The organism is Novosphingobium sp. SG919 (assembly GCF_012932495.1).
Taxonomy (GTDB): domain Bacteria; phylum Pseudomonadota; class Alphaproteobacteria; order Sphingomonadales; family Sphingomonadaceae; genus Novosphingobium; species Novosphingobium rhizosphaerae.
The window spans coordinates 21,274-47,804 of sequence record NZ_JABCNG010000001.1 but is presented as its reverse complement, the minus strand read 5'-3'; the positions used below and the strand labels follow the sequence as shown (position 1 = coordinate 47,804).

Annotated in this window: 19 protein-coding genes; 8 read left to right on the top strand and 11 right to left on the bottom strand. The window is 67.3% G+C overall.

Features of this window, described 5'->3' with window-relative positions; all coding sequences use genetic code 11:
- Positions 1-78 precede the first annotated feature (78 nt).
- Complete coding sequence (locus FHT19_RS00180) at positions 79-726, top strand: GntR family transcriptional regulator (RefSeq protein ID WP_169473201.1); 648 nt, start codon at positions 79-81, stop codon at positions 724-726.
- Here FHT19_RS00180 and FHT19_RS00175 read toward each other — a convergent pair.
- Genes FHT19_RS00175 through FHT19_RS00160 form a run of 4 tightly spaced genes read right to left on the bottom strand, consistent with a single transcriptional unit; the run spans position 723 to position 6,544 of the window.
- Positions 723-2,138, bottom strand: a complete 1,416-nt coding sequence (locus tag FHT19_RS00175) for an amino acid permease (RefSeq protein ID WP_168553797.1) — start codon at positions 2,136-2,138, stop codon at positions 723-725. The two genes, FHT19_RS00180 and FHT19_RS00175, sit on opposite strands and share 4 nt — an antisense overlap.
- A 14-nt stretch (positions 2,139-2,152) precedes the next feature.
- Positions 2,153-3,151, bottom strand: a complete 999-nt coding sequence (locus tag FHT19_RS00170) for a 4-hydroxyproline epimerase (RefSeq protein WP_169473199.1) — start codon at positions 3,149-3,151, stop codon at positions 2,153-2,155.
- Between the two features lie 11 nt (positions 3,152-3,162).
- On the bottom strand, positions 3,163-4,086 hold the full coding sequence (locus FHT19_RS00165) for a dihydrodipicolinate synthase family protein (RefSeq protein ID WP_169473197.1): 924 nt from the start codon (positions 4,084-4,086) through the stop codon (positions 3,163-3,165).
- A gap of 46 nt (positions 4,087-4,132) precedes the next feature.
- Positions 4,133-6,544 (bottom strand): glycoside hydrolase family 127 protein, encoded by a 2,412-nt coding sequence (locus FHT19_RS00160; RefSeq protein ID WP_248290204.1) that lies wholly within the window; start codon positions 6,542-6,544, stop codon positions 4,133-4,135.
- A gap of 144 nt (positions 6,545-6,688) precedes the next feature.
- Between FHT19_RS00160 and FHT19_RS00155 the strand changes: the two genes are divergently transcribed.
- From FHT19_RS00155 to FHT19_RS00145, 3 genes are read left to right on the top strand one after another with little or no spacing between them, the layout of a single operon-like run.
- Positions 6,689-9,439: a DUF5695 domain-containing protein gene (locus tag FHT19_RS00155; protein ID WP_169473195.1), complete on the top strand. Its 2,751-nt coding sequence runs from the start codon at positions 6,689-6,691 to the stop codon at positions 9,437-9,439.
- Positions 9,440-9,478: 39 nt separating this feature from the next.
- Positions 9,479-10,738, top strand: coding sequence for an FAD-binding oxidoreductase (locus FHT19_RS00150; protein ID WP_169473193.1), 1,260 nt, complete (start codon positions 9,479-9,481; stop codon positions 10,736-10,738).
- Between the two features lie 27 nt (positions 10,739-10,765).
- Positions 10,766-11,983, top strand: coding sequence for a Xaa-Pro peptidase family protein (locus FHT19_RS00145; protein WP_169473192.1), 1,218 nt, complete (start codon positions 10,766-10,768; stop codon positions 11,981-11,983).
- 71 nt (positions 11,984-12,054) lie between these two features.
- Here the strand turns inward: FHT19_RS00145 and FHT19_RS00140 are convergent, their stop codons facing one another.
- Together FHT19_RS00140 and FHT19_RS00135 are read right to left on the bottom strand one after the other, a co-directional pair.
- The gene (locus tag FHT19_RS00140; RefSeq protein ID WP_169473191.1) at positions 12,055-15,018 is read right to left on the bottom strand and encodes a TonB-dependent receptor; all 2,964 of its coding nucleotides are present in this window, start codon (positions 15,016-15,018) and stop codon (positions 12,055-12,057) included.
- 369 nt (positions 15,019-15,387) lie between these two features.
- Positions 15,388-16,173: an enoyl-CoA hydratase-related protein gene (locus tag FHT19_RS00135; protein WP_169473190.1), complete on the bottom strand. Its 786-nt coding sequence runs from the start codon at positions 16,171-16,173 to the stop codon at positions 15,388-15,390.
- Between the two features lie 93 nt (positions 16,174-16,266).
- Here FHT19_RS00135 and serS point away from each other — a divergent pair, with 93 nt between their 5' ends.
- Both serS and FHT19_RS00125 read left to right on the top strand, forming a co-directional pair.
- Positions 16,267-17,547 carry a serine--tRNA ligase gene (gene serS, locus FHT19_RS00130; protein WP_169473189.1) on the top strand — a complete coding sequence of 427 codons (1,281 nt, stop codon included), beginning with the start codon at positions 16,267-16,269 and terminating at the stop codon, positions 17,545-17,547.
- Between the two features lie 2 nt (positions 17,548-17,549).
- On the top strand, positions 17,550-18,356 hold the full coding sequence (locus tag FHT19_RS00125) for a M23 family metallopeptidase (RefSeq protein WP_169473188.1): 807 nt from the start codon (positions 17,550-17,552) through the stop codon (positions 18,354-18,356).
- A gap of 45 nt (positions 18,357-18,401) precedes the next feature.
- Here FHT19_RS00125 and FHT19_RS00120 read toward each other — a convergent pair whose 3' ends face one another.
- Complete coding sequence (locus FHT19_RS00120) at positions 18,402-18,815, bottom strand: DUF1761 domain-containing protein (protein WP_168553786.1); 414 nt, start codon at positions 18,813-18,815, stop codon at positions 18,402-18,404.
- 186 nt (positions 18,816-19,001) lie between these two features.
- On the opposite strand from FHT19_RS00120, the gene rimO reads away from it, so the two are divergent.
- On the top strand, positions 19,002-20,417 hold the full coding sequence (gene rimO / locus FHT19_RS00115) for a 30S ribosomal protein S12 methylthiotransferase RimO (RefSeq protein ID WP_248290203.1): 1,416 nt from the start codon (positions 19,002-19,004) through the stop codon (positions 20,415-20,417).
- A gap of 156 nt (positions 20,418-20,573) precedes the next feature.
- On the opposite strand, the gene arfB is transcribed toward rimO, so the two are convergent.
- The 4 genes from arfB to FHT19_RS00095 form a co-directional block, all read right to left on the bottom strand.
- Positions 20,574-20,957 (bottom strand): alternative ribosome rescue aminoacyl-tRNA hydrolase ArfB, encoded by a 384-nt coding sequence (gene arfB, locus FHT19_RS00110; protein WP_168555358.1) that lies wholly within the window; start codon positions 20,955-20,957, stop codon positions 20,574-20,576.
- A 32-nt stretch (positions 20,958-20,989) separates the two neighbouring features.
- Positions 20,990-21,643: an RNA pseudouridine synthase gene (locus tag FHT19_RS00105; RefSeq protein ID WP_169473186.1), complete on the bottom strand. Its 654-nt coding sequence runs from the start codon at positions 21,641-21,643 to the stop codon at positions 20,990-20,992.
- 100 nt (positions 21,644-21,743) lie between these two features.
- Positions 21,744-22,919 (bottom strand): pyridoxal phosphate-dependent aminotransferase, encoded by a 1,176-nt coding sequence (locus FHT19_RS00100; protein ID WP_248290202.1) that lies wholly within the window; start codon positions 22,917-22,919, stop codon positions 21,744-21,746.
- A gap of 6 nt (positions 22,920-22,925) precedes the next feature.
- Complete coding sequence (locus FHT19_RS00095; RefSeq protein WP_169473185.1) at positions 22,926-24,818, bottom strand: chorismate-binding protein; 1,893 nt, start codon at positions 24,816-24,818, stop codon at positions 22,926-22,928.
- 104 nt (positions 24,819-24,922) lie between these two features.
- On the opposite strand from FHT19_RS00095, the gene FHT19_RS00090 reads away from it, so the two are divergent.
- Positions 24,923-26,497 (top strand): helicase HerA-like domain-containing protein, encoded by a 1,575-nt coding sequence (locus FHT19_RS00090; protein WP_169473183.1) that lies wholly within the window; start codon positions 24,923-24,925, stop codon positions 26,495-26,497.
- Positions 26,498-26,531 lie beyond the last annotated feature (34 nt).

The window sequence follows — 26,531 nt, the reverse complement described above, 5'->3', positions numbered from 1 at the left end:
CGCCCCGCCCGTATATGGTCACCGCGCGGGGCGGGCGCGGCATCTGCCGCAGGGCTGCGGCTTCGGGAGTGATCAGGAATGAGCCTTGTTGTGCGTACCTTGGCCGATCGCATTTTCGACCTTGTGCGCGAGAAAGTGGTTTCCGGGCAACTGGCCGAGGACCAGCCGATCCGCCAGGATGCGCTGGCCGCCGAATTCGGCGTGAGCAAGATCCCGCTGCGCGAGGCGCTGGCCCGGCTGGAGCAGGAAAACCTGCTCGTTTCCCATGCCAACCGCGGCTATTTCGTGCGCGCGATGAGCGCGGACGAGGCCGAGGAAATCTATGCCCTGCGCCTGGCGGTGGAGCCGGCCGCCGTGGGCCTGGCCGCGCTGGCCGCCACCGACGAGGAACGCGCCGCCGCCATTGCCGCGATGCAGGCGCTGGACGAAGCCGCCACCAGCCAGGCCGAGTTGGTGGCCATGCGCAACCGCGAGTTTCATGTGGCGCTGACCCGGCCCTGCCGCCGCGCCTTGACCATGCAATTGATCGAGCGGCTGCAGATCATGTCGGAGCGCTATACCGTGGCGCACCTGGCGCCGGCCGGGCGCGGCGACCGCGCGCATGACGAACACAACGGCCTGCTGCAGGCCTGGCTTTCGCGCAATGCCAGCCGGGCGCAGGAACTGGCCGCCGCGCACATCACCGGCACGCTCAACGACCTGCGCCAGCAATTGAACCTGCTTTAAGTGCGGCCCGCCAGGCTGCGCCCGCGGGCATAAAGCAAGTAGATCGCCAGGCCGATGGCGTTCCATTCGGCAAAGCGCACCAGCGTCTTGGTGGGCAGCGAGGCCATCAGGTAGAGGCAGCCCAGCACGGTCAGCGTGCCCACCACATAGGGCGCGGGACTGCGGAAGATGCGGCGCAGATCGGGCGCGGTGCGGCGCAGCACCATCATCGACAGGCCCACCGCGATGAACGCCAGCAGCGTGCCGGCGTTGGCCAGCTCGGCAATCTCGTCCAGCCGGAAGAACCCGGCGACCGCCGCCACGAACACGCCGGTGATCATCGTCACCAGGCGCGGCGTGCCGCTTTTGGCCGAAACCCGCGCCAGCACCGGGGGCAGCAGCCCGTCGCGCGCCATGACGAAGAAGATGCGGCTTTGCCCGTACATCATCACCAGGATGACCGAAGGCAGCGCCACCAGCGCCGCCCCGGCAATGGCCCAACTGGCGAGCGGGTGGCCCAGCGTGCGCAGCACCAGGGCCAATGGCTCGGCCGATTGCCCCAGCGCGGTAAACGGCAGCGCGCCGATCGCGGCCACCGCCACCAAGATATAGATCAGCGTGCACAGCGCCATGGAGCCAACGATGCCGATCGTCAGGTCGCGGCCGGGATTGCGCGCTTCCTCGGCCGAGGTGGCCACGGCATCGAAGCCGTAGAAGGCAAAGAACACCACGGCCGCCGCCGCCATCACGCCGCGCGTTTCTCCGCCCTGCACATGGCTGGCAAAGCCATAGGGCATGAACGGGTGCAAATGGGCCGCATCGAACGCGGGCAGCGCCAGGGCGACGAAGGCGGCAAGCGCGACCATCTTGATCACCACCAGCACGATGTTGAGCGTGGCGCTTTCACGCGTGCCCAGCGTGAGCATGGCGGCGATCGCCAACGACACCACCACCGCCGGCAGGTTGACCAGCCCGCCCGCGTGCGGCCCCACCAGCAGCGCCGCCGGCAGGTGGATGCCCGCCGATTGCAGCCAGCCGACGAGATAGCCCGACCAGCCCACCGCCACGGTGGAGCAGGCCAGTGAATATTCCAGAATCAGGCTCCACCCCACGATCCAGGCCAGTGTTTCGCCCAGCACCGCGTAAGTATAGGTATAAGCGCCGCCGGCCGCGGGCATCAGCGTGGCCATCTCGGCATAGGCGAGCGCAGCGCAGGCGCAGACCGCGCCCGCCACCAGGAAGGCCAGGATCACCGCCGGCCCGGCGCGCTCTGCCCCCACGCCGATCAGGGTATAGATGCCTGTGCCGACGATGGCGCCCACGCCGAGCGCGACCAGGTGCGGCCAGGACAGCGTGGCTTTCAGCCGATGCGAACCGCTGGTGTCGCCAGCCTCGGGTACGACCGGCTTGCGCGGCCCCAACAGCGATTTCATGCCCTGCCCTTTTATCAGACGACCGTGAAGCCGGCCCAGAACGGATCTTCGCGGTCAATCCAGATGGTGTTGAAGCCGGTGGCCAGCGCCGAACCCTCGATCGAGGGGATGATCCCCGGCGTGCCGGCAAGATCGGCGCGGTCTTCCACCCGGCCGATGAAGCGGCTGCCGATGTAGCTTTCGTGAACGAAGCGGTCGCCCGGCGCGAGCACGCCCTTGTGCACCAGGTGCGCCATGCGCGCCGAGGTGCCCGTGCCGCAAGGGCTGCGGTCGATCGCCCGCTCGCCATAGAACACCGCGTTGCGCCCGTCGGCGCCCTCGCCCTTGGGCTTATCGGCCCAGAGCACGTGGCTCACGCCCTGGATGCGGCTGTCGAGCGGGTGCACGGGCGTGATCTGTGCGCGCACCAGTTCGCGCACGGTGCGGCTCAATTCCACGATGCGCGCGGCGCCCAGGTCATCGAGCCCGGTATAGGCGCCCTGCGGCTCGACAATCGCGTAGAAGTTGCCGCCATAGGCAATGTCGAGGCTGAGCGGGCCGAAGCCGGGCACATCGATGGCGATGCCGGTGGCGGCGACATAGGCCGCCACGTTGCGGATGCGCACCCAGCGCACGCGCTGGCCCTCCTGCCCATAGTGGATCTCGATCACCCCGGCGGGCACTTCGATCCGCAGGAAGCCCGGCTCGCGCGGCTGGATCAGGCCATGTTCCAGCCCGAAGGTGACCAGGCCGATGGTGCCATGGCCGCACATCGGCAGGCAGCCCGAGGTTTCGATGAACAGGATGCCGCAATCGGTATCGGCGCGCGTGGGCGGATAGAGGAACCCGCCCGACATCATGTCGTGCCCGCGCGGTTCGAAGCACAGCCCGGTGCGGATCCAGTCGAACCGCTCCAGGAAATCCTGGCGCCGCTCGATCATGCTTGCGCCGCGCAGCAGGGGCGCCCCGCCCGCCACCAGGCGAACGGGGTTCCCGGCCGTGTGGCCATCGACGCAGAAGAAGTGATGGCGCATGCGGTCTTTCCTCAGGCCGCGACGGCCGCCTTGAGGCAGGGACGCGTGGCGGCACACTGTTCCACCCAGGCGGCCACCTGGGCGCGGCGCGCCCCCGTCAGCGGCAGGCGCGGCATGCGCACACGCTCGCTGCCCCGGCCCATGATCTGTTCGGCCAGCTTGATCGACTGGACCAGATCGTGTTCGGCATCAAGGTGCAGCAGCGGCATGAACCAGCGATAGATATCGCGCGCTTCCTCGATCCGGCCTTCGTCCAGCGCGGCCACCAGGCGCACGGATTCTTCGGGGAACGCGCTGGTCAGGCCCGAAACCCAGCCCGATGCGCCCAGCAGCAAGCCTTCGAACGCCACGTCGTCCAGCCCGGCCATCACGGTGTAGCGATCGGCAAAGCGGTTGATCACATCGGTGATGCGGCGGGTATCGGGCGCGCTTTCCTTGATCGCGACGATGTTGGGCACGTCCTGCAGCGCATCAAGCGTGTCGAAATCGACATTCACGCGATAGGCGGGCGGGTTGTTGTAGAGCATGATCGGCAGCGAAGTGGCCTCGGCCACAGCGCGGAAATGGGCCTGCAATTCGTTGGTGGTCGGCACATAGACCATCGCGGGCAGCAGCATCAGCGCATCGACGCCAAGCTTTTCCGCGTCGCGCGCATAGTCGATGGCGCGCGCGGTGGTGAATTCCGAAACGCCCGCCACCAGCGGCACGCGGCCGCCCACGGCTTCCACGCCGGCGGCCAGCACCTTGCGCTTTTCATCGGCTTCGAGCGAATTGTTCTCGCCGCAGGTGCCGAGCAGGATCAGGCCGTTGACGCCATCGTCGACGAGCGCGGTCTGCACCTTTTGCGTGGCATCATAATCGATCGACAGATCGGCGGCGAACTGGGTCGTGGCGGCAGGATAGACGCCCTTCCACAACGCCTTGGCAATGGTCATTTATCGTTCCTCCGAAATCTTGTCGGTTTTCGTATACTATATTCCATCAAATGGCAACCCCCGGATCACCCTTGTTCGTGCCGGCCGGATTGGCCACGGGCGCGGGCGCGATCATGCGCACCCCGAACGCCGGGCCGGCGCTTTCGCGCGCATGGGGGACAAAGCGCACGCGCACGCTGGCCTTGCCGGCGGTCAACCGTTCGGGCACGGCGTATTCCACATCGATGAACTGGCCGGGACGATCCATGTCGAGCGTCTGGGTGGCGATGACCGTGCCATCGACCAGGATATCGAACACGCGGCGGCGCTCAGCGCCCCAATAGCTGGCCTGGAGTCGCATCGGCCCGGCTTGCACTTTCATGGTGAACTCGAAATAGCCGCCCGAGCGCGCATCGCGCCCGTTGCGGCCGCGATAGGTGACCGGATAGGACAGTTCCGATGCCAGGGCATGATCGCGTTCGGGCTGCATTTCGCCCAGGTGCATTACGTCGACCGACCGCGCCGCGATGTCACGCGCGCGGGCCTGCTCGGCCAGATAGGCGGCTTCCTGGTCTTTCCACGCGGCTTCGGAAAAGCGCTTGAAATAGACCGCACTGCGCCGCGCATACCGGCTGTAGAACGGCACGAAGGAAAGGTCGGCCGGGCGCAGCACGCCCTTGGTGGCATAGCGCGGATGGGCCGAGGGCACCGCCCGGAACGCGGCCAGCGGCGCTTCGCCGACCATGGCGGGATCGGGGCCGGTCCACGGCGCCTGGGCCGCGCCCAGGTCTGCGGCCATGACCAGCGGACCACGCAGCACGGCCACGGTATCGGGCGCGCCGGCCGCCGGTTCCAGCCGCAGGTCGAGCGGCAGGACCAGGCCCACGCGATCCCCGCTGCGCCACGGGCGCGCCAGGATGGCATAACCGTTGCGCTCCACCGGCCGCACCGTTTGCCCGTTGACCGAAACCAGCGCCCGCCCGCGTGCCCAGCCCGGCACGCGCAGTGCCACGGCAAAGGCCGCCTTGCGCGGCACGGTATCCAGCGTCAGCGTGGCTTCGGGTTCGAAGGGATAGGCGGTTTCCAGGCGCAGGGCCAAGCCCTTGGCCTGCCAGCGCGCCTGGGCGGGGATATAGAGATTGACGTAAAGCGTAGCGCCGTCTTCCCAGAATATCGAATCGCCGTGCTTGGCGTGGCTTTCCATGCCGGTGCCCACGCAGCACCAGAACGGATCGTCATCGGGCGTCGAATATTCCCGCGCCGTGCCGCTCATCAGCGGGGTCATATAGGTAAAGCCGCCGGTTTCCGGGTCTTGCGCGGCCATGACGTGGTTAAGATGGGTGCGTTCGTAATAGTCGAACCAGGCCGCGTCGGGCTGCCAGCGATAGAGCGCCCGCGTCAGCTTGAGCATGTTGTAGCTGTTGCAATGCTCGCAGGTCTGCTCGGTGATGTGATCGGCGATGGTATCGGGCGCGGAGAAATATTCGCGATCGGCATTGCCGCCGATGACGTAGGAATGGTGGCCCGTCACCGCCTGCCAGAAGAAGCGCGCGGCGCGGGCCGGTTCGTCCTTGCCGGTCAGATCATGAATGCGCGCCAGGCCGATCACCTTGGGCACCTGCGTGTTGGCGTGGAAATTGGCCAGCTCGTCCTTGCCGGCGACAAGCGGATCGAGCACGCGCCGGTCATAGAGGCGCTGCGCCACCGCCAGCCATTGCCCATCGCCGGTGCGCGCGGCCAGTTCGGCATAGCTTTCGTTGAGGCCACCATATTCGCAGCCCAAAAGCGTCTGCATCTGTGCATCGTCGAGCGCGGCGAAGACGTTCTGGAAATAGCCGGCAAGGCCGAGCGTGACGGCCAGCGCCTGGGCATTGCCCCAGGCGGCGTGGACATCGAGCAGCCCGGCCATGACCTTGTGCACGGTGTAGAGCGGTGACCACGAGCCATTGAGATCGAACCCGCCCGAGGTGATCTTCCCGGCCATCACTTCGTGGAAGATCGGTTCTCCATCCACGATCCTGCCGTCCTTGGTGCGGCGGCCCAGCGCGCCGACATAGCCACTGCCGCGCGCGGCCTGGGCGGCGGCGAGTTCGGCCACGATATAGTCGGCGCGGCGGCGGCATTCGCCATCATCCACCTGCTGCCACATCAGCGCCAGGGCAGAAAGATAATGGCCCAGCGTATGGCCGGCAATGGTATCGGCTTCCCAGCCACCATAAAGCGGCGCCTTGGGCGCCAGGCCGGCATAAGCATGGAAATTGTGCAGCAGGCGATCAGGCTCCAGCGCGAGCAGGTATTGCCGATTGACCGCGACCGCGCGGGCATAGTCAGAAGGCAACAGGCGCACCGCGTCGAGCGGCAGAGGGCGGATGCGGGACGCGGCGAGATCGGCTGGTGCCGCCACGGCGCGGCCCGCTTGCGCCAAGGCGATGATGCCGATGCCCGTGCTGGCCATCCATGCGCGCCGGCTGAGTTTCATGGAGCAGATCTTTCGTATGGGTGACGGCCTGACGACCAGGGAATGGCCCCGCACATTATATCGTATATTATATTTGACAAGCCATCGTCCTGACGCCACCGTTCCACGGCTGCCGCGCTATTGCCGGATGATGGACCCTGCCCGATGATCCGCTCCCCTTACCTGTTCCTGTCCACCACGCTGGCCTTGCTCGCCACGGCGCCCGAGGCCTGGGCGGAACCGACGCCACTCGCCAGGCAAGCACCGCTGCCGGCCACCATGCCGGTCGACACGGCCGCGTTCCTGATGGCGCTGCGCCAGGATACGCAAACGCTGGCGCGCCTGTCACCCCGCAGCGACCCTGCGTTCGATTTCGTGCCGGCGGGGCGCGAAGGCGAGCGGGCGGGCGATGGGTACAACCACGTGGGCGATATCCACTTGCGCCTGCGGGTGGGCGGGGGCGCCTGGCAGGATTACGCTTCGGCCCGCCATCGCCAGGCGATAATCCCGCTGCCCACGCGCCCCGGCGAAGTGGCCGCCGCCGATATTTCCGCCAGCCTGGGCGCTGGCCTGCCGATCCGGGTGGAGCGGCACTGGGCCATGGTCGATGGCGCGCCTGCGCTGCGCTTCGTGCTGGTCAACACCGGCACCCTGCCGGTGGAGATCGGCGCGCTGGGCCTGCCGATGGTGTTCGACAACATCATCGCCGACCGCGATCTGCAACAGGCCCATGCCCAGGCCAGCTTTGCCGATCCCTATATCGGCCGCGACGCCGGCTATGTGCAGGTCACGCGCCTCAACGGCGCCGGCCCCGCGCTGCTGATCCTGCCCGAACGCGGCACCCCGCTGGAAGCCTATGTGCCGCTGGCCGAAGCGGCCAAGGCGCCGGCGGGCACGGCGTTCACCGAAAAGAGCCCGCGCAGCCAAGTATCCGAAGGGTTCTATGACTGGACCATCGCGAGCAAGGCCCTGGCCGAACGCGAATGGGCCGGGGCCGGCACGCCATGGAACGCGCCCACCAGCTTCACCCTGGCGCCCGGCGCGCGGCGGCAGGTGGGCCTGCGCTTTGCCCTGTCCCCCTCGATCCGCGCGATCGAGGATACGCTGGTGCAGCAGGGCCGGCCGGTGGCGGTGGGCATTCCCGGCTATGTCGTGCCGACCGACCAGGTGGCCACGCTGTTCCTCAACAGCCCGAGCCGGGTGACCAGCGTGACCGCCTGGCCGAAGGGCGCGCTGGTGGCCCGGCGCGATGGCAGCGGGCCGGGCAAGCAGGGCAAGCCCTGGGCGCTCTATCGCGTGACCGCCCATGGCTGGGGCCAGGCACGGCTGACCATCGCCTATGCCGACGGGCAAAAGCAGACCGTCAGCTATTTCATCACCAAGCCGCTGCCGCAGGTCATGGCGGACCTGGGCCACTTTTCCACCACGGCGCAATGGTTCGAACCGGCATCCGACCCGTTCCACCGCAACCCCGCGATCCTGACCTATGACCGCGAGGCCAACCACGTGGTGACGCAGGACGCGCGGGTGTGGATCGCGGGGATGAGCGATGAAGGCGGCGCGGGCAGCTGGGTGGCAGCCATCGCCAAGCAGCTCGACAACCCCAACCGCGCGGAAGTGGCCAAGCTGGAGCGACTGGTCGATGAAACGGTGCTGGGCCACCTGCAGGTCGACAGCGGCCCGCAGGCCGGCGGCGTGCGCAAGAGCCTGTTCTATTATGACCCCACGGCCCTGCCCGAGGCCTATGACCCCAAGATCGACTGGCACACCTGGGCATCGTGGTCCAAGGCGCAGGCGCAAGACCTGGGGCGATCCTACAACTATCCCCACGTCGCGATCGGGCACTGGGTGCTCTATCGCCTGGCGCGCAACCAGGCGGGCCTGGTCACGCGCCACGATTGGCGGTTCCACCTCGACTGGGCCTGGCGCACGAGCATGGCGATGGTGCGCGAGGCGCCCGAATATGCGCAGTTCGGGCAGATGGAGGGCGATGTCTTCCTCGATATCCTGGCCGACCTGCGCCACGAAGGCATGACCGACAAGGCCGATGCGATGGAGGCGGCGATGCGCGCGCGGGCCGATCACTGGAAGAGCCTGGCCTATCCATTCGGCAGCGAGATGGCCTGGGATTCCACCGGCCAGGCCGAAGTCTATGCCTGGATGCGCCATTTCGGCCATGATCGCCAGGCCGAGGAGACCCGCGAAGTGATCCTAGGCTATGACCCCACGATCCCAAGCTGGGGCTACAACGGCAATGCCCGCCGCTATTGGGATTTCCTCTATGGCGGCAAAGTGGCGCGGATCGAGCGGCAGATCCACCACTATGGCTCCGCGCTCAATGCCGTGCCGCTGTTCGATGCCTATCGCCGCGATCCGGCAGACCTGCACCTGCTGCGCGTCGCCTATGGCGGGCTGATGGGCGGGATCACCAATATCGACCAGCAGGGTTTTGGTTCGGCCGCGTTCCACAGCTGGCCCGACATGATGCGCTGGGATGCCTATAGCGGCGATTACGGCATGGGCTTCTATGGCCACGCCATCGCCGCAGCGACCTATCTGGTGCATGACGATCGCCTGGGCTGGCTGGGGTTTGGCGGGGCGGTGACGCCGGGGCAGCGCTCCATCGCCATCGTTCCGCAGGATGGCGCACGCCGCCGCCTGTTCATTGCCCCGGCCGGCCTGTGGATCACGCTGGAAGCGGGGCGCATCGCCCGCGCGCGCTATGACCTCGCCAGCGGCAAAGTGCAGCTCACGCTCGATCCGGCCGGGCCCAACGAACCGCAGGCCCGCCTCGTGCTGACCACCACGACCGCGACCGGGCGCCGCTATGCCGCCGACCGCGGCACGGCCGAGCGCGGCGCCACCGCCCTGGCGCTGGGAACAGGGCCCACCGTCCTCACGCTTACCCCGCGCTGAGCTTGCGCGCCCGATCGCAACCTCTATTGGATTTCAGCGATGCCTGCCTCTTCCCGCCCTGCTTCCATCGCCGTGATCGGCGGCGGCATCGTTGGCCTGACCATTGCGTTGGCGCTGCAAGACCGTGGCCATGCTGTCACCATCCATGATGCCGATAGCGGCACGCGCGCCGGACGCGGACATTCGGCATCGTGGGGCAATGCCGGGCACATCGCGGTGGAGCAGGTGGAGCCGCTGGCTTCCCCCGCCGCTTTGCGCGCCCTGCCGCGCCGGTTGTGGGGACAGGGCGCCGCGCTGTCTTTGCCCCCGCGCGACGCGGGGGCGTGGCTGCCGTTCGGGCTGCGCCTCTTGGCCGCCAGCACCCCCGGCCGCTTTGCCGCCGGGCGCGCCGCGCTTGCCGCCCTGATGGCCGATGCCATGCCGGCCTGGCAGGCACTCGCCCAGCGGCTCGACGCGCCGGGCCTGCTGCGCCAGGATGGCCACCTGGTCGTGTGGTCCGATCCCGCCCGCGCCAAGGCGGGCGCGGCGGGCTGGCTGGGACTCGACACGCCGACCGCGCGGTTTCGTCCTGCCGACGCAGGCGAATTGGACGAAATCGCCGCGCTCATCGGGCGGCGTCCGGCCGGGGCGATCCGCTGTATCGGCAGCGGGCGCATCGTCGGGCACGCCGCGGTGTTTGCCGCGCTGCATGCAGCCTTTGCCGCGGCCGGCGGCCGCTGGCGCGATGGCCCGGCGCGCCTGGAGCGAACGGCACTGGGCCATTGCCGGGTGGTGGGCAGCCCCCCTGACGACGTCGTCGTGCTGGCTGCGGGGATCGGATCCCGCCCGCTGGCGCAGGCCCTGGGCCATACCGTGCCGATGATTGCCGAGCGCGGCTATCACCTTCACGCCGCAGGCGCACACTGGCCAGCCGAACTGCCGCCCGTGGTGTTCGAGGACCATGCGATGATCGTCACGCGCTTTGCCGATGGGGTGCGTGCGTCCAGCTTTGTCGAACTGGCCCGCCCGGATTCCCCCCCGGACCCGCGCAAATGGCAGGCGCTGCGCCATCGCATCAGGGCCCTGAACCTGCCGTTCGAGACCACGCACCGCGAATGGATGGGCGCGCGCCCCACCCTGCCCGATTACCTGCCCGCCATTGGCCGCAGCACCCGCGCCGCCAATCTGGTCTATGCCTTTGGCCACCAGCACCTGGGGCTGACCCTGGCGCCGGCCACCGCGCGCATCGTGGCAGACCTGGTGGACGGCACCGCACCCGCGATCGATCTGGCGCCGTTCGATCTCGATCGCTTTGCCTGACCCGTTTTCCGCTTTCACCAAAGGATCATGACCATGACCACGCTGGGTATCGGTGGCTCCACCGCACAAGCCGAACTGGCGCAATTGCAACCCTGGGCAGCGCGTGCTGCGCCGATCACCGCAGGCGAATATCATGATCGCCTGGCCAAGGCGCGGGGCCTGATGGCCGCACAGGGCGTCGACGCGCTGCTGGTCAATGCCGGGGCAAGCCTGCGCTATTTTGCCGGTGTGCCATGGGGTGCCAGCGAGCGTCTGGTGGCCATGCTGATCCTGCCCGACGGCAACCCGCAGATTGTGGCGCCGCGCTTTGAGCTGGGTTCGCTCGAAGCAGAGTTGGCCATTCCTGCGCAAATCCACGCGTGGGAAGAGCACGAAAACCCCCACACCCTGATGGCCGCGCTGCTGTCGGGCGGGCGGGTGACGCGTCTGGCGATCGATCCGGCCTTTCCGTTCCAGATGGCGCTGCGCCTGCAAGCGGCCGCGCCGGGCGTGGCCCTGGCCGATGGCGGGCCGATCATCGAGCCTTGCCGCGCGATCAAGTCCCCCGCCGAACTGGCGATCATGACCCAGGCCAAGCAGATGACACTGGAAGTGCATCGCCGCGTCGCGCGCATCCTGCGCCCCGGCATCACGGCGGGCGAAGTGACCCGCTTCATCGAGGCGGCGCATCGCGCGCTGGGTGCGGCCGGCAACAGTTTCTGCATCGTCGAATTCGGCCGGGGCACCTCGTTTCCCCACGGCCTGCCGGGCGAACGGCGGCTGGAGCAGGACGATGTCGTGCTGATCGACACGGGCTGCTATGTGCAAGGCTATACGTCTGACATCACGCGCAGCTATGTTTTCGGCACACCCAGCGACGAGCATCGCCGTATCTGGAACCTGGAGCGCGAGGCGCAAGCGGCGGCTTTCGATGCGGTGCGGCCGGGCGTGGCCTGCGAAGCGATCGACGCGGCCGCCCGCCGCGTGCTGGAGCGCGCCGGGCTGGGCCCGGACTATCGCCTGCCCGGCCTGCCCCATCGCACCGGCCACGGCATTGGCCTGTCGATCCACGAAGGGCCCTATCTGGTGCGCGGCGATACCACGCCGCTGGCGCCGGGCATGTGCTTTTCCAACGAACCGATGATCGTGCTGCCAGAACGCTTTGGCATCCGCCTGGAAGACCATTTCCACGTCACCGAAACCGGCGCCGCATGGTTCACCCAGCCAGCCCATTCGATCGACGATCCGTTCGGCCTGGCCGCCTGAACCACCCCGGCCCCCAATGAACAAGGCCCTGGTTGCTGCACAGCGACCAGGGCCTTTGCGTTGGCCAGGGATCAGAACGCCAGGGTGGCGCCCACGAACAGGTTGCGGCCCAGCGCCGAATAGACGCCCGGATAGGTGTTGCCGTTGCCGAACGAGGACAGGATGCCCGAGGCGATCGCCGGCGGATCGCGATCGAACAGGTTGTTCACGCCTGCCCGCACGTTGATCGCCCGGTTGATCCGCCCGGTCATCGCCAGGTCGATATAGTCGTAGGACTTGATGCGCCCGTTGATCAGGCTGCCCGTGCCGGTGAGGAAGCTGTTGCTCGACGTGCTCGACAGGCGCGTACCGCCGATGTGGCGCCAGGCGAGCGACACGGTGGCCACCTCGCGCGGGGCCGACCAGGTGAGGCGGGCATTGTGGCGCCATTCCGGGTTGGGCTGGCCGCAGGTATAGCCGAAATAGCCCTTGCAATCATAGGTGCCCAGGCCCGGCAGCGGCTCGTTCACCTGGCTGAGCAGGAAGGTGCCGGCGAAGTTGAAGCTGAGGCGGCCGATCCGGCCCAGATCGCGCATGTAATCGATGTTGAGATCGATGCCGTCGGTCTTGAGCGAACCGGTGTTGAGCGTGGTGGAGACGATATAGCCGTTGGTGCCGAAGATCGCGCCCGATTGCGGATCGCGGTGGAACAGCCCGCAGTAATAGGGATCGCCCGTCGACACGCACTGCGACACGATCAGCGAGGGATCGATGGTGGAGATATAGTCCTTCACCTTGATGTGGTAATAATCCACCGAGACCGAGAAATTGCGCAAGTCCGCAGGCGTCAGCACCAGGCCCACGGTGATCGTATCGGCCTTTTCCGGCTTGAGCGCCGGGTTGCCGCCCGAGAGCTGAGAACAGGTATCGGCCGGGCACTGGATCACCGCGCCCGTGCCATATTGGGCGGCGGTTACACCGGTGGCCGCGCAGGCCGTGGCCGAAGCGGTGGGATCGGTGCCCGCGCACGGATCGCTGAGCGAGACGTTGCCCACGCTTTGCGAGCCGAACAGTTCGGTAATGTTGGGCGCGCGGATGGCACGGTTGTAGCTGGTGCGCAGGCGCACCGTGGTATCGGGCGCCCAGGCCAGTTCGCCCTTGTAGGTCCACACGCGATAGGCCGAATGATTGCCGCTGGAGAGTTGGTCGTTGGTGTACGAGGAATAGCGCAGGCCGCCGTTGAGCGTGAGGCGGTGGGCAAAGGGCACGTCCTCCAGGATCGGCACTTCTACTTCGCCATAGCCTTCCCACACGCTGATTTCGCCATCGGCGTCGGTGGTGCCGCCCTGCTTGGCCACGGCATCGGCAGTGAACAGCAGGGTTTCCTTGCGGTTTTCCACGCCCAGCGCGATGGCCACGCCATTCTTGGCCCAAGGCGTCTTGATGCCGAACGTGCCCAGATCGCCGTTGAGCCCGGCGGTGACCTGGCGCAGGCTGTTGCGGCTGGCGGTGTTGCTGTTGCTGAACAGGTACTTGGCCTGGGCGGAGGTGATGCCGTTGGCCTGGAACACGTCGATCGGCACGCAATCGGGATCGGTGCCGTCGATCACCGACTGGCAGGTGGGCGTGCCGTTGACATTGACCACGTTGAGCGCGCGCTGCGCTTTCACGTTGTCCACGTTGTTGCTGTAGGTCTCGTTGTAGCGGACCAGGGCGAACATGTAGTCCACGTTATAGCTGAAGCCGTGGCCGAGATCGCCCTGCACCCCCAGGTTATAGCGATAGTCCTTGTGGCGCAGATCGTCGCGGCGCGAGAAATCGTTGTTGAGGCGATAGCCGATCAGCGTGCTTTCGGTCTGGCTCGTGCCCGCCGCCGCGCCGCACAGTGCGGTCGCCTGGCTCGCGCTCATCAGCGGATTGTCGCAGTTGATGTTGAACGACGTGCCCAGGAACAGGGCCGAGGGTGCCACTTGCGAATGGGTCTGGTCGTCCATGTACATGAGCGAGCCGGTGAGCTTGGCCGCATCCGACACGTCGAAGCTGAGGAAGCCACCGCCGGTATAGCGCGTGTCCTGCCGCTGGATGTAGTTGGTGGGCGTGTAGTTGTAGGCATAGGATGAATCGTAAGGCACCCAGGTCTTGGAGCCATCCTTGGCATTGGTGATGTAGCCCGATCCGGCGCTGGGCCCGGTCAGCGGCACGAAGGTGCCATAGGTGGTGTTGGACGAACCCCCGCAGGCCAACCCCGTGCCCACATCGTCCGCCTGGTTGAGCGCACAGGCCGAATAATCGCGCGAGGATTGCAGCACCGGGTTGGTCTTGCGATAGCCGCCATAGACCGTGACATGGCCGCGCCCGCCGGCAAAGCTGTGGCCAAAGGCGCCGTTCACATCCACCTTGCCGCCGTCGGTCACCCAGTTGGGCGCTGTTTCATAGCCGCGCGCGGATTGCAGGCCGCGCACATAGGCATTGTTGTTGTGATGGTTGTTGATGCTGCCCTGGGCATCGACGCGCAGCCCTTCCAGCTTGTCGCGCAGGATGAAGTTGACCACGCCCGAAATGGCGTCAGAGCCATAGACCGCCGATGCGCCGCCCGTGACCACGTCGATCCGCTCGATCAGCGCCGAAGGCACGAAGTTGATGTCCATCGCCTGGCCGGGCAGCATGCGCTGGCCGTTGAGCAAGGTCAGCACGCGGTTGGCGCCGAGGTTGCGCAAGTTGATCTGCGCCGTGCCGTCAGACCCGTTGGACACGTTGTCGTTCGCGTCGGCGGTGAACTGCGGCATGCGGTTGAGCGCGTCTTCGACATTGGTGTTGCCCTGGTATTGCAGTTCCTGGGCGCTCACCACGCTGAGCGGGCTGTTGCTTTGCAGGTCGGCCCGCTTGATGCGTGTGCCGGTGACGACGATCGCACCGTCCGAGGTGTCGGGCGAAACGGCGGGATTGGCTGGCAGCGGCGCGACATAGTCCTGCGCCGCCGCAGCCGACGACAGCAGCACCATCGTCAGCGCGCCAAGGCCCGCCGAACCCCGGAAAAGGTGAGATCTCGATCGCATGTTTTGCCCCTCATGTTCTGAATGGGGCGCAATCCATCATATCTCAGAATATGAGTCAAATATATTATACGATATCATATCGTGACGGATAAATCGGACAAAAAAAGCTGGGAAATGGATTTTTATGTTTTTTAATCAATATATTAATGCATTTTTCGCCGTGCTACCGGTGGCATAATTGCAGGACTGGCGCGCACATCGCCATATAATCCTTTATTTCTATATGATTAAGTCCGATTTGACGAGCACCTTCGACCGCGTGAGCACACCGTCTCGGGCGCGTTGCGTTGACCACACGTGCATAGCAGCGCACGAAATTATCTGATATATTTGATACTATCAGCCAAACCGTCGACGGGGTGCACCCTGCTACCGGCCGGTAAAGCGCGCCTCGCGCCGTTCGAACACCGCGGCCACGCCTTCGGCATAATCGGCCGTTTCGCGCAGCACCGTCTGCCGCGCCAGTTCGTGATCGAGTGTGGCGGCCACGTCCTGCGCCAGGCCGCGCGTCATGGTGGCGCGTACCTCCACCAGGGCCAGCGGCCCGTTGGCCGCCACCTGGCGCGCCATCGCCAGGGCCGCTTCGTCCAGCGCCTCGGGCGCTGCCAGGCGATCGACCAAGCCCCATTCCAGGGCCTGTTCGCCTTTGACCCGATCGGCCGAAAGCATCATCCACGCCGCCCGCTGCGCGCCCACCACGCGCGGCAGGGTGCAACTGATGGCAAAGCCGGGGTGAAAACCCAACGCCACGAAATTGGCCGAAAAGCGCGCAAGCGGGCTGGCAATGCGGAAATCGGCAGACAGTGCCAGGCCCAGTCCAGCCCCCACCGCCGCGCCATTGATGACCGCGATCATCGGCTTGGCCCGCGCAAAGAGGCGCGCGGCGTGGTCATAAAGGCGGCGGATCGCAGCCAGCCCTTGCGCGCCGCTTTCGCCCGCAGCGCCCCCCACCAGATCGGCCCCGGCGCAAAAGGTCTTGCCGGCCGCGCGCAGCACGATGCAGCGCACGCGGGCATCGCCATCCAACGCATCCACCGCATCGGCAATCTGGCCCAGCAGGTCCACCGACAGGAAATTGAGCGGCGGGTTGGCCAGGGTGATGATGCCAAGCGGTTCGGAAACCTGGATGTCCAGGCCAGGGCGGGTCTGCGTCATGGCCGCGTTGTTCCCCATTCGCGCCTTGCCGACAAGCCTGATCGCATCCGCCCGATTGCATCGACGCAGGCTTGCGGGCATAGCCGCCCGACCATGCACGATATCCGCCTGATCCGCGAAAACCCGGACCGCTTCGACGCCGCCCTCGCCCGCCGTGGGGTGGCCCCTGCCTCTGCCGATCTGCTGGCGCTCGACACGCGGCGCCGCGACGTGGCCACGCGCATGCAGGAAGCGCAAGGCCGCCGCAACGAAGCCTCGAAGCTGATCGGCGCGGCCATGGCCAAGGGCGACAAGGACACCGCGCAAGCGCTGAAAGCCGAAGTGGCCGCGCTCAAGACCACGCTGCCCGCGCTGGAAGAAGAAGAACGCCAGCTTTCTGCCCAGGCCGCCGCCGCCCTCGCCGCGCTGCCCAACCTGCCCGCCGACGCCGTGCCGGAAGGCGAAGACGAAGCCGGCAACGTGGAAGTGGCGCGCTGGGGCACCCCGCGCCAGTTTGCCTTCGCGCCCAAAGAACATGCCGATCTTGGCCCCGCGCTGGGGCTGGACTTTGAAACCGGCGCGCTGATTTCGGGCGCGCGCTTCACCTTCCTGCGTGGCCAGATGGCCCGCCTGCAGCGCGCGCTGGCGCAATTCATGCTCGATCACCAGACCGGGGTGAACGGCCACGTGGAATGCGCACCGCCCTTGCTGGTCAAGGACGAGGCGGTGTTCGGCACCGGCCAGCTGCCCAAGTTTGCCGAAGACCTGTTCCGCACCACCGATGGGCGCTGGCTGATCCCCACGGCCGAAGTCTCGCTGACCAATGCCGTGCGCGAACAGATCCTGGCCGAAAGCGCGCTGCCCTTGCGCATGACCGCGCTGACCCCGTGCTTCCGCAGCGAAGCGGGCGCCGCCGGGCGCGACACGCGCGGATACATCCGCCAGCACCAGTTCGACAAAGTGGAACTGGTCACGATCTGCAAGCCCGAGGATTCGGCGGCCGAGCACGAGCGAATGACGCAGGCGGCCGAATCCGTGCTCCAGGCGCTGGACCTGCCCTATCGCAAGATGCTGCTCTGTGCCGGGGACATGGGCTTTACCGCGCGCATCACCTATGACCTGGAAGTGTGGCTGCCGGGGCAGGATGCCTATCGCGAGATTTCCTCGTGCTCCAACTGCGGCGATTTCCAGGCGCGGCGGATGAACGCGCGCTATCGCCCGGAAGGCGCGAAAGGCACCGAGTTCGTCCACACGCTCAACGGTTCGGGCCTGGCCGTGGGCCGCACCCTGGTGGCCGTGCTGGAAAACTACCAGCAGGAGGATGGCTCGGTAGAAGTGCCGGCGGCGCTTGCCCCCTATATGGGCGGGATCACCCGCCTGGTGCCGCAGGCCTGATCGTGGCGGGCGCGCAGCGGCACGGTAAGGGCTTGCTGCGCGCGCTGCTGCCGGCCCTGCTTTTGCCTTCTGCGCCGCTGGCGGCGCAGAAGGCCAGCGCGCCCCCGCCCTATGAGAGCCCGATCATCGCCTGGACCTATGTGGTCCAGCCGGGCGACACCTTTGCCGCGATCGCCCGGCGCATGGGCGTTTCGATGGAAGCGCTGGCGGCAGAAAATCGCGTGCCGCTGCCCTATCTGATTGCGCAGGGGCAAGTGCTGCGCCGGCCCTCCCCGGCTTCTGCCCCGCCCCCTCCGCCGCCGCCACCGGTCGCGGCCCAGGCACCCGTGCGCCGCCCGCCACCGGTGATCCGCCCTGCGCCGCCGCCTCGCCCGGCGCCCACGCCTGCGCCCAGCCACGCGCGCGAGGCCGGCGCCCCGCGCCTGGCCTGGCCGACATCGGGCGCGATCATGGGCCGCTATGGCGTGCCGGTGACCGGCCGCACCGGCACACGGCCCAACAACGGCATCGACCTGGCCGCACTGGCTGGCACCACCGTCCACGCCGCCGCGGCCGGCCGCGTGATCTTTGCCGGCACCGAACCCGAACGTTTTGGCCAGTTGATCCTGATCGATCATGGCGGCGGCTGGGTCACCGCCTATGCCTATCTCGGGCAAGTGCAGGTCAGGGAAGGCCAGCAGGTTGCCGCGCGTGCGGCCATCGCCCGCATCGGCAAGAGCGGCGAAGCGAAAAAGCCGACGCTGCATTTCGAGTTGCGCCGCGACAACGTGCCGCGCGATCCCGCGCCTTATCTGCCGGTGCGGTTGTAGGGGTTTGTGAGAGGATGTTGTGTTGGCGAAAGGCCTAAGCCAGCCTCAATGCCCCAACAGCCAGAACACCGTGCCCATTGCCAGGTAGCACAGCATGACGCAGCCGGCATCGATCAGGGCCAGGCGGGTGGAAACACGCTGCTGGGTATAGCTGATCCACAGCGACGGGATCACGAAGGCGCCGGCCAGGCCGCCGGACATCATGAAATAGAGCCAGGGCTTGACCGCCAGCGTGCCGGCACCGACGCGCGCGAACATGTGGCCCATCATCGACGACGTGACCAGCAGCAGCACGGCGGTGAGCGCCAGGGTGCGCCCCGGCGCGGCACGCAGGCCCAGGCCACCGGGCCCCACTTCCGCCAGGCGCGCGCGGCCGAACAGCGGGCCATACCACAGGCCCTGCACCACCAAGGCCGCCACCACGGCCATTACGACTGCCAACCAGTTTACCGGACCCATTGCACCTCTTTCCTGTGCGGCGCCCCCGTATGTCGCAGTGCCTAGACCCGGCAGCGCCAAAGCGCAAACATGCATCAGGAAGTCATCGCTTTCCCTTCACGCCCCATCGCAGCAATCGGCGTGCCGCCGGGGAAAACCGATGATAGGATGACGTGGCCGCGATTTGCGCGTATGGGCGCGCCCACAATGGCCACACTTCCCCCCGATTCCCGCGAAAATTCCGCCACCCCCGCCCCCGAGCCCAAGCGCGTGGGCATGGTCAGCCTGGGCTGCCCCAAGGCGCTGGTCGATTCCGAACGCATCCTCACCCGCCTGCGCGCCGATGGCTATGCCATGAGCGCCGATTATGCCGGGGCCGACGTGGTGCTGGTCAACACGTGCGGGTTCCTCGATTCCGCCAAGGAGGAAAGCCTGGCCGCGATCGGCGAGGCGATTGCCGAAAACGGCCGCGTGATCGTGACCGGGTGCATGGGCAACGAAGCCGAAGTGATCCGCGCCCGCTTCCCCGACGTGCTCGCCGTGACCGGCGCGCACCAGTACGAAGCCGTGGTGGAAGCGGTGCACGAGGCCGCGCCACCGGCGATGGGGCCATACTTCGACCTGATCCCGCAGGCATTGGACGACATGGGCGGCGTCAAGCTCACCCCGCGCCACTACAGCTATCTCAAGATTTCAGAGGGCTGCAACCACGCCTGCTCGTTCTGCATCATTCCCGATCTGCGCGGCAAGCTGGCCAGCCGGCGGATCGACGCCGTGCTGCGCGAGGCGGAAAAGCTGGTGGCGGCGGGCACCCGCGAACTGCTGGTGATCAGCCAGGATACCTCGGCCTATGGCGTGGACGTGCGCCACGAAACGAGGCAGTGGAAGGGCCGCGAAGTGCGCACCCACATGACCGACCTCGCGCGCGAACTGGGCCAACTGCGCACGCCCGATGGCCAGGTGCCCTGGGTGCGGTTGCACTATGTCTATCCCTATCCGCATGTCGACCAGGTCATCCCGCTGATGGCGCAAGGGCTGCTCACGCCCTATCTCGACATCCCGTTCCAGCACGCCAGCCCCAAAGTGCTGCGCGCGATGAAGCGCCCGGCCAACGAAGCCAAGGTGCTCGACCGGATCAAGGCCTGGCGCGACATCTGCCCCGATCTGGCCATCCGCTCCAGCTTCGTCGTCGGCTTCCCCGGCGAGACCGAAGAGGATTTCCAGTACCTGCTCGACTGGCTGGATGAAGCGCAACTCGATCGCGTCGGCGCGTTCCGGTTCGAACCCGTCGAAGGCGCCGCGGCCAACACTCTGCCAGATCCCGTGCCCGACGCGGTGAAGGAAGAGCGCTATGCCCGGATCATGGCCAAGACCGAAGCGATCAGCGCCGCGCGCCTGGCCGCCAAGGTGGGCCGCACCCTGCGCGTGATCATCGACGATGTGGGCGAGCCGGACGAGGATGGCGACATCGGCGCCACCGGCCGCAGCCAGGCCGATGCCCCTGAAATCGACGGCGCCGTCTATCTGCGCAACGTGTCCGAAAGCCTCAAGGCCGGCGATTTCGTCGATGTGGTGGTGGAAGAGGCCGACGCGCACGACCTGTTCGGAGTGATCGCGGGGTAAACTCCGCGCCGCTCCCATCCCCTCGTCACCCCGGGCTTGACCCGGGGTCCCGCTTTTTCTTTGAGCGGTGGTGCGAGGCGCCCAGAACAAGCGGGACCCCGGATCAAATCCGGGGTGACGTTGTATTTTCTGCCAGGTGAAGCGCCGCAGCGCCGCTCAATCCAGCCGCACTTTGCCGCGCCCGGCTTTCACCGCGCCGCGAATTTTCTTGCCTTGCAGCCGCTGCACTTTGCCCACGCGGTTGAGGCGGGATTTGGCGCGCTTTTCCGGCAGATTGCACGCGTCACGCAGCAATTCGGCCAGCCGCGCGCGGGCATCCTCGCGGTTGGCCTCCTGCGTGCGGAAGCGGCGTGCGGTCAGCACGATTTCGCCGCCGCTGGTGAACTTGCTGCCCGCCAGTTCCTTCAGGCGATGGAACACCGGCGGGGCCAGGCGCAGGGCGAAAACGTTGATGCGCAATTGCACCGCCGTCGCCACCTTGTTGACGTTCTGCCCACCGGGCCCGGCCGCGGCGATGAAGCTTTCCTCCACAAGGCCCATGGCACGGGCCACGATTGCCTCGGGAGTGTCGCTCACAGGGTGAAGCCCAGGCCCGCAATGTCGGCCGGGATCGGCGCTTCGGCCACGATCGCGTCCTTGCCTTCGCGCGGCATGACAAGGCGCGTGGCGTGCAGCAGCGTGCGCGCGGCGCCCTTGCCATCGCCATAGACCGGATCGCCCAGCAGCGGCGCGCCCAGGCCGGTCAGCGCATGGACGCGCACCTGGTGGGTGCGGCCGGTTTCCAGGCGGAACTCCACCAGCGTGCGCCCCGGCAGGCGCGCCAGCACGCGCCAGTGGGTGACGGCTGGCTTGCCCTTTTTCGCGGCAATCATCCGCCAGCCGGCAGCGGCGCTGGAAATCTTGGAAAGGTTCAGCGCGATGGTGCCCGCCGTGCCTTCCACGTCGCCGGCGACCACGCCCCAATAGACTTTTTCCACCTGGCGCGCTTCGAACGCGGCGGAAAAGCGCTTGAGCGCCTTGGGGTTGCGGGCCAGCAGCAGGCAGCCCGAGGTATCGCGGTCCAGCCGGTGCACCGGCATCGGCGGGCGCTGGAAACCGAGCTTCAGTTCCTCGATGCGGTCTTCCAGCGAGATGCCGCCGGCGCGGGGCCGGTCGAGCGGCAGGCCGGCGGGCTTGTCGATGACCAGCGCTTCGCCGTCTTCGAACAGGATGGGGATTTCAATCATGAATTCGGGTGATGCCTTGCGCTGGCGTGCTTCGACAGGCGCAGCACGAACGGGGTTGTTGGCTGCCCCTTAGCCGCTTGCGCCCGTCTTGTCGAAGGAGTCAGGCCAGCGCCGCCGCAATTCGCCGCAGCGCCTCGTCCAGCACGGCATCGTCGGCCGCGAACGAGATGCGGAAGCCCTGCGCCCCGCCAAAAGCAGAGGCCGCCACAACCGCCACGCCATGTTCCAGCAGACGCAGCGCCAGCGCCTCGTCATCGCCAAAGCGCGCCATCAGCGGGGCAGCGTCGATCATGCAATAGAATGCGCCATCGGGCACCGGCGTGGACAGGCCGGGAATGGCGTTGATCGCCGCCACGACCTTGTCCCGCCGCGCGCGGAAGCGTTTGCGCCAATCGGCCAGGAAATCCTGCGGCCCGGCCAGCGCCGCCGTCGCCGCCGCCTGGGCAATGGAGCAGGGATTGCCCGAATTGTGTGATTGCAGCTTGGCCATGGCGCGGATCAGCCATTCCGGCCCGGCGGAAACGCCGATACGGAAACCGGTCATCGCATGGCTTTTGGAAACGCCCGATACCGTGAGGATGCGCGTCGCCAGATCGGGGCATTCCACGCTGAGCGTCGCATGGGCGCCGCTGCCATAGCGCAGCGAGGCATAGATATCGTCGGACAGCACCAGCACGCGCGGATGGCGGCGCAAGACCTCGCCCAGCGCGCGCAATTCGTGCGCCGGATAGGTGGCGCCGGTGGGATTGCCCGGGCTGTTGAGCAGCAGCCAGCGCGTGGCGGGCGTGATCGCCGCGTCCAGTTGTTCCGCCGTGATGCGAAAGCCGCCCTCTGCGCGCGTCGGCAGATCGACCACCGTGGCACCGGCAAAACGCACGATTTCAGGATAGCTGACCCACCAAGGCGAAGGGATCAGCACTTCGTCGCCAGCGTCGAGCGTGGCCAGCAGCGCTTCGAAAATCGCCTGCTTGCCGCCGGCCGTGACGATCACCTGCGATGGCGGCACCACGATCCCCAGGTCGCGGCGGAAATGGAGCGCCGCGGCTTCGCGCAGGGCCTGGGTGCCGGGCACGGCGGTATAGCGCGTCTGGCCATTGTCGAGCGCGGCCTTGGCGGCTTCGATCACATGGGGCGGCGTGGGAAAATCGGGTTCGCCCACCGAGAGCGAAATGATGTCCTTGCCCTGCGCGCGCAGTTCGATCGCGCGGTCGGTCATCGCATTGGTGCGCGAGGGCGAGATGCGCCCAAGCGCCTGGCTGGTTTTCTGGCTGTCCATGGCGGGTCAGCCCTGCCCCAGCAGGCGGGCGGGGATCAAGCCGCGCAGGGCGTTGCCGATGAAAAAGCCCGGGGCCAGGTCATCAAGCGTGACATCGCCTTCCACCGCGCGGCCATCATCGAGCAATTGTGCGCGCAGCACACCGGGCAGCAGGCCAAGCTCGGCACGCGGGGTGACGAGCACGCCATCGCGCGGCACGAACAGGTTGGTAAAGCAGCCTTCGGTCAGCCGGCCATCGTCGCGGCGCATCAGGGCCTCGTGCGCACCGGCGCGGCGCGCGGCCTTGAGGCCGGCCTCATAAAAGCCGCGATCGCTGGTCTTGTGGCGCAGGCGCCAATCGCCAGCGTCCACCGGCAAGGGCAGCACCGCGCAAACCGCCGCGCCATCGAACGGCGCGGGCAAAGGCGCGGCCTCCAGCGCATGGGCACCGCTCTTGGCCACGACCAGCCGCACTTTGGCCGGTGCATCGAGATCGAAACACAGCGCGTGGATGGCATTGCGCACGGCGTGCCGGTCAAACGCAAAGCCCAAGGCTTGCGCGCTTTGCTTGATCCGTTCGAGATGGCGTTCCAGCAGCGGAATGCCCGCCGCGGGATCGAAGGCCATGGTCTCGATCAGGTCGGCACTGCCGGCGTTCAGGCGCAAGAAATTCCCCTTTACCACGCATTCGCGCCATTCGCCCAGCATCGCCGAATCCGCGACCACGGCCGAACCGACCCCCATGGTCGCCCGCCCCCCGGCCGCGCCGGGATGGTCTGGCACCAGGCGCACGGTGCGAATTGCCACATTGAACGCCGCGCTGCCAGTCCTCGGTGTATCGGCCCCCGGTGTATCGGCCCCAGGTGTATCGGCCCCAGGTGTATCGGCCCCAGGTGTATCGGCATCCGCGCTGCCGGCAGGATCGGGCACATCGACATAGCCGATGGACCCGCAATAGAGCCCGCGCGCATCGCGCTCGGCCATGTCGATCCATTCCATCGCGCGGATCTTGGGCGCGCCGGTGATCGATCCGCAGGGGAATATCGCGCGCAAGACATCGGCCGCCGCCGTGCCGGACACAACTTGCGCCGTCACCGTCGTCACCATCTGGTGCACAGTGGGATAGGTTTCCACGGCAAAGGCATCGTGCACTTTCACCGTGCCGGGCACCGCCACGCGCGACAGGTCGTTGCGCATCAGGTCCACGATCATCAGGTTTTCGGCGCGGTCCTTGGCATTGCCGGCGAGCGCGGCTTTGAACGCGGCGTCTTCCGCTTCGGTACGGCCGCGCGGGGCAGTCCCTTTCATCGGGCGAACGGTGACTTGCGTTCCCTGCCACTCAAAGAACAGCTCGGGCGAGACCGACAGGTGCCAGTGCGAACCGTCCCACAGCACGGCACCATGCCCGCCGCGTGCATCCTCGCGCAGCGCGGCATAGATCGCCAGCGGATCGCCGGACCACGATCCGGCGAGCTGGAACGTGAGATTGGCCTGGTAGATGTCTCCCGCGCGGATCGCTTCCTGTACCTTGGCAAAGGCGCGGGCATAGCCGCCGGACGAAAGCGCCGGGCCAAGCGGCCCAAGCCGCCCAGGCGCGCTGCTTTCGCGCGCCAGCCAGGCGCCCACTTGCGCGCTGGTCAGTGCTTTCATCTGCGCAAAGCGGGCAAACCACACCAGCGGACCGGCCGCCCCGGTGCGCGCCGCCGCGCGCGGCGCCAGTCGCTCTTCCAGCGCCAGTCCGGCTTCATAAGCCAGCGCCCCGGCCCACCGGCCCGGCGTGGCACCGATCCGCACCAAGGCCGCTTCCACTTCTTCCGGGCGGCGGGCGATCACGATCTCGCGCGGGTCGGTATAGAGCCGGGCAGAGCCGGCATCGCCCTGGCGGGCATCGTCCAGCAAAAGGAAGGGGGCGCGTGTCATGGCCCCACGCGCATAGCGGCAAGCCGATGCGGATGCAAAAAGCCCTCGCGGGCAATCGCGCGCCATCCTAAACACGGGTGAAACCAAAACGAGAGAGTGCGGCGATGGACGAGATTTTCCTGGGCCTGGGCAACAAGGGCGAACGCGAAGTGCTGCTGCTGGGCCGGGCCAACCGCCATGGCCTGGTCGCCGGGGCCACCGGCACGGGCAAGACCGTGACGCTGCAGGGCATGGCCGAACAGTTCAGCCGTTCAGGCGTGCCGGTGTTCCTGGCCGATGTGAAAGGCGATCTTTCCGGCATCGCCATGCCTGGCAGCCCCACGTTCAAGCATGCCGCTTCGCTGGAACAGCGCGCCAGGGACCTGGGCATTGCCGACTATGCCTATGCCGACAATCCGGCGGTGTTCTGGGACCTTTATGGCGAGCAGGGCCACCCCATCCGCACCACGATTTCGGAAATGGGGCCGTTGCTGCTCGCCCGGCTCATGGGCCTCAATGAAACGCAGGAAGGCGTGCTGACCATCGCGTTCCGCTATGCCGACGACAACGGCCTGCTGCTGGTGGACCTGGCCGATCTTCAGGCCGTGCTGGCGGCCTGCGCGGAAAATGCCGGTGCGCTTGCCACCAAATATGGCAACGTGACCAAGGCCAGCGTGGGCGCGATCCAGCGCCAGTTGCTGGGCCTGGAAAGCCAGGGGGCCGATCGCTTCTTTGGCGAGCCGGCGTTCGAGATCAACGATTTCCTGCACGTGGACGAACAGGGGCGCGGGCTGGTCAACGTGCTGGCCGCAGACCGCCTGATGCAGAGCCCCAAGCTCTATGCCACGTTCCTGCTGTGGCTCTTGTCAGAACTGTTCGAGGCGCTGCCCGAAGTGGGCGACCCGGAAAAGCCCTGCCTGGTGTTCTTCTTCGACGAGGCCCACCTCTTGTTCGACGATGCGCCTGATGCCTTGATGGACAAGGTCGAGCAGGTCGTCCGCCTCGTCCGCTCCAAGGGCGTGGGGGTCTATTTCGTCACGCAGAACCCGATCGACATTCCCGAAAAGGTCGCCGGCCAGCTGGGCAACCGCGTGCAACACGCCCTGCGCGCGTTCACCCCGCGCGACCAGAAGGCGATCCGCGCCGCGGCAGAAACCTTCCGCATCAACCCCGATCTGAATGTGGCGCAGGCGATCACCGAACTGAAGGTGGGCGAAGCGCTGGTTTCCACGCTCGACGCCGAAGGCGCACCGGGCATGGTGGCGCGCACCCTGATCGCGCCGCCACGCTCGCGCCTGGGGCCGGTCACCCCGGCCGAACGCGCCGCGATCCAGGCGGCCAGCCCGTTTGGCGGCAAGTACGATACCTCCGTGAACCGCGAAAGCGCGGCCGAAGTCTTGGCGCAGAAGGCCGCCGATGCCGCCGCAGCGGCGCAAGTGGCGGCAGAACAGGGCGAAGCCGCGCAACGCGCGCAGCCGCGCCAGTCTCCCTCGCTATGGGGCAAGGCTGGCAAGGCCGCAGCAGGTGCCGTCGCTTCCTCCGCCGGGGCCATGATCGCGGCGCAAATCGCCGGCAAGAAATCGCGCGCCTCGCCGGTGGCCAGCGGCGTCAGCGCCGTGGTCGGCTCCATCGCCACCAGCCTGGGCGGCGAAGCCCTGGGCCGCTTTGCCCGCGGGTTGCTGGGCGGGTTGTTGCGGTAGGCCCTCTCCTTCCGAAGCCACACCGAACTTGATC

Bases quoted from the DNA above. Each gene is read 5' to 3' on its own strand.
- FHT19_RS00165 (WP_169473197.1), bottom strand. From the start codon at position 4,086: ATGACCATTGCCAAGGCGTTGTGGAAGGGCGTCTATCCTGCCGCCACG.
- FHT19_RS00120 (WP_168553786.1), bottom strand. From the start codon at position 18,815: ATGGGTCCGGTAAACTGGTTGGCAGTCGTAATGGCCGTGGTGGCGGCC.
- FHT19_RS00180 (WP_169473201.1), top strand. From the start codon at position 79: ATGAGCCTTGTTGTGCGTACCTTGGCCGATCGCATTTTCGACCTTGTG.
- FHT19_RS00095 (WP_169473185.1), bottom strand. From the start codon at position 24,818: ATGACACGCGCCCCCTTCCTTTTGCTGGACGATGCCCGCCAGGGCGAT.
- arfB (WP_168555358.1), bottom strand. From the start codon at position 20,957: ATGGGCCTTGTGGAGGAAAGCTTCATCGCCGCGGCCGGGCCCGGTGGG.
- FHT19_RS00145 (WP_169473192.1), top strand. From the start codon at position 10,766: ATGACCATGACCACGCTGGGTATCGGTGGCTCCACCGCACAAGCCGAA.
- FHT19_RS00135 (WP_169473190.1), bottom strand. From the start codon at position 16,173: ATGACGCAGACCCGCCCTGGCCTGGACATCCAGGTTTCCGAACCGCTT.
- FHT19_RS00090 (WP_169473183.1), top strand. From the start codon at position 24,923: ATGGACGAGATTTTCCTGGGCCTGGGCAACAAGGGCGAACGCGAAGTG.
- FHT19_RS00100 (WP_248290202.1), bottom strand. From the start codon at position 22,919: ATGGACAGCCAGAAAACCAGCCAGGCGCTTGGGCGCATCTCGCCCTCG.
- FHT19_RS00160 (WP_248290204.1), bottom strand. From the start codon at position 6,544: ATGAAACTCAGCCGGCGCGCATGGATGGCCAGCACGGGCATCGGCATC.
- FHT19_RS00170 (WP_169473199.1), bottom strand. From the start codon at position 3,151: ATGCGCCATCACTTCTTCTGCGTCGATGGCCACACGGCCGGGAACCCC.
- FHT19_RS00150 (WP_169473193.1), top strand. From the start codon at position 9,479: ATGCCTGCCTCTTCCCGCCCTGCTTCCATCGCCGTGATCGGCGGCGGC.
- FHT19_RS00175 (WP_168553797.1), bottom strand. From the start codon at position 2,138: ATGAAATCGCTGTTGGGGCCGCGCAAGCCGGTCGTACCCGAGGCTGGC.
- FHT19_RS00105 (WP_169473186.1), bottom strand. From the start codon at position 21,643: ATGATTGAAATCCCCATCCTGTTCGAAGACGGCGAAGCGCTGGTCATC.
- serS (WP_169473189.1), top strand. From the start codon at position 16,267: ATGCACGATATCCGCCTGATCCGCGAAAACCCGGACCGCTTCGACGCC.
- rimO (WP_248290203.1), top strand. From the start codon at position 19,002: ATGGCCACACTTCCCCCCGATTCCCGCGAAAATTCCGCCACCCCCGCC.
- FHT19_RS00140 (WP_169473191.1), bottom strand. From the start codon at position 15,018: ATGCGATCGAGATCTCACCTTTTCCGGGGTTCGGCGGGCCTTGGCGCG.
- FHT19_RS00155 (WP_169473195.1), top strand. From the start codon at position 6,689: ATGATCCGCTCCCCTTACCTGTTCCTGTCCACCACGCTGGCCTTGCTC.